The sequence below is a fragment of the Emergencia sp. 1XD21-10 genome (assembly GCF_009936045.1).
Taxonomy (GTDB): Bacteria; Bacillota; Clostridia; order Peptostreptococcales; family Anaerovoracaceae; genus Senimuribacter; species Senimuribacter intestinalis.
This window is the reverse complement of record NZ_QWEQ01000062.1, coordinates 1-2,500: the sequence shown is the minus strand read 5'-3', so window position 1 is coordinate 2,500 and position 2,500 is coordinate 1. Positions and strand designations below refer to the sequence as shown.

At 43.1% G+C, this 2,500-nt stretch carries 3 protein-coding genes; all 3 read right to left on the bottom strand.

The annotated features are described in order from the left end of the window. Positions 1 to 405: 405 nt before the first annotated feature. Positions 406 to 1,398 carry a ParB/RepB/Spo0J family partition protein gene (locus tag D1151_RS16225; RefSeq protein WP_161873776.1) on the bottom strand — a complete coding sequence of 331 codons (993 nt, stop codon included), beginning with the start codon at positions 1,396 to 1,398 and terminating at the stop codon, positions 406 to 408. A 25-nt stretch (positions 1,399 to 1,423) separates the two neighbouring features. Next, positions 1,424 to 1,687 (bottom strand): hypothetical protein, encoded by a 264-nt coding sequence (locus D1151_RS16220; protein ID WP_161873775.1) that lies wholly within the window; start codon positions 1,685 to 1,687, stop codon positions 1,424 to 1,426. A gap of 9 nt (positions 1,688 to 1,696) precedes the next feature. Continuing rightward, on the bottom strand, positions 1,697 to 2,500 hold an 804-nt coding region (locus tag D1151_RS16215; protein ID WP_207708627.1), incomplete at its 5' end, for a ParA family protein.

The following is a 2,500-nucleotide window of genomic DNA, read 5'->3' as shown; positions in this document are numbered from 1 at the left end:
ATTGACATAGATGTAACACCGCCTCTATTCTTTTGATTTTTGTGCAGCCTCCCAGTTTGGGCAATTGGTTGTTACGCCGAGTTTTTTCTTTGGAATGGTGTTTTTCTTTTTAGGACATACGTACACATTTTCATGATATTTTTGTAGGTGTTGACATTCTCCACAAGTTCTCATAGGTTGGCTCATTTCATTCTCCTTGTCCTTTCAGCGCGCAATTTGTGCAAGCCTTAAGTATGCCTGGCATCTTTCGTATTAAAATTCTGGCTTGCACGGATTCCCAGCAAGGTGCGCCACACACGGGGCACACCGCTGGTTTCCAGTCCTTATGCTTTGGTTCAGGTATATTTTCCTGCAATGGCATCATCAAAACGTTATTCATTCCTGCCCTCCTTCTATGGGGTTGACTCAGCCTTCCCATTCTTTCTGTTCTTCCGGATGCTCTGCTAAATAATTGTTATACATAATCAGCGCCGCCTGCGTATATGCCCTTTTTCTTTCCACATTCAGCTTTCGCATGGGTTCCGGAAGATACTCCGTAACAAAGCGTTCATTGATTTTCAACTTCTTCACTTTTGGTTCTGTCTCTGCATCGGTCACTTTGCGGTCTCTTCCAGTTAGCTGGTCAAGATATACTGCATCTACTGTTCCCCCATTTTTATAATGTTTTTTAATTTCCGTCGCTTCTTCCAGTGATGGCATATATCCGGTTTCCTGCATATACTCCAGCAAGTTTTTCTGATCTTTCGTATCCAGATAGGACAATTCCACGCCGACTCTAAACTTGATTTCTTTCGCATCTACCATCCCAAGCAGCGGAAGAATGAGTTCGTTAAGCCGTATGTAACGCTGAATATTTCTCGCACTTTCCTGAAACTCTTCTGCCGCCTGATCATCGGTTCGTGACTTCGTGCCCACTGGGCACGAAGTTAAATCTGCTCGCTCTCCCTGCCTTTTATTAACCTCCATATACAATGCATATGCCTTTGCCTTTGTAGACGGCTTAATAATGGATCGCTTCTGTAGATTTGAAACAACCATCAGTCTGGTAGCTTGTTCGTCATTATAATCTACGATGGTTGCTTTAATCTTATCAAGTCCTAGTTTTCTTGCTACAAACATTCTTCTGTGACCGGTGATTGCTTCGTATCTTCCTGCCAAGTTCACATCCTTCCGGACAATAATCGGTTCCAATTGTCCGTTTTCACGTATATCGTCTTCAAGGTTATGCATATCATCATCATCTACCACTTCAAATGGGTGGCTTCCACCCGTGTGAAATGGCAAAATGTCATCAAGCGGTATGTCTGTTACACTGCTGCTTTCCTCTTTCTTATCCTTAGCCGCTTCCGGAAAAAGGCTCTCCAATGCGGATGGATCAAATTCATTTCTTCTTCCCATACTAAATTCCTCCTAACCATATGTTTCATCTTTTATTTCCAGCTTCCACGATATATATCATGCCTATAATCGGCGTAATGAAGCATAGAAATTTTATCATTATTAAGAGTCCAAAGAGATAGCCCACCAAACCCGTCAATATAATGCTTGTACCATAAAACAACAGCTTCGTGCTTAAAAAACATGCATTATCAGTTCCCCAAATGAATCTGATAAAAATACCAATTTCGTCTAGCAGCGTCCCAAAACATAACATTAGTTGGATGATAAGCGCTTCTTTCAATTCCATATGTACTCCTCAAATATTTTGTAAGAACTCTGTGACAAATGCCCTATAATCTTCTGTCACTGACGCCTTTGGTCGTTCCGTAAGCGGGTTTGTCTGCCAGTATTGCGCTTCTTCGATTGCAACGCCGTTCCGAATCACGCTGTCAAATACCCTAATGCCCTGTGTATCCATCAGCTTGTCCAACGCAGCCTTGATGCCTTTGCGTATGTTGCTGCGACCTTCATGCTGCGTGACCAGGACGCCGGTTATCGCAAGATCTTTGTTGTAATATCCTTGTACCAGCCGTATAGTTTGAAGCAGCTGCGATAGCCCTTGCACGGAATACTTTGATGCTTTGACCGGTATAACGATTCCGTCAGCTGCCGCCAATGTGTTGATGGTGATGATACCCAATGTGGGCGGCGTATCAACCAAGATAAAATCATATTCTTCTTTGATTGGTTCCAGCGCCTCTTTCAACAAATACTCTCTGCCGGCAAATGAAAACTCCATATCTGCTCCTGCCATGGACAGACTGCCTGGTAAAAGATTAATATTTGCATTGATCCGACAAATGCAGTCTTCCACTTTCTTTTCTCTGCGGAAAAGCTGATAAACAGTCCCCTCCATGTCGCAGTCTAGTCTGAAGCTTTCCGTGAGATTGCATTGTGGATCTGTATCAATGACCAATACTTTGCAGTCCTGATCTGCCAACCCATAAGCCAGTACATGGCATGTGGTTGTCTTTCCAACACCGCCTTTCTGATTTGCTAATGCGATAATTTGCGCTTCCTTCTTCATGTTTCGTTCCTCCAATTCATTGCTCATTTCCCT

Bases quoted from the DNA above. Each gene is read 5' to 3' on its own strand.
- D1151_RS16220 (WP_161873775.1), bottom strand. From the start codon at position 1,687: ATGGAATTGAAAGAAGCGCTTATCATCCAACTAATGTTATGTTTTGGG.
- D1151_RS16225 (WP_161873776.1), bottom strand. From the start codon at position 1,398: ATGGGAAGAAGAAATGAATTTGATCCATCCGCATTGGAGAGCCTTTTT.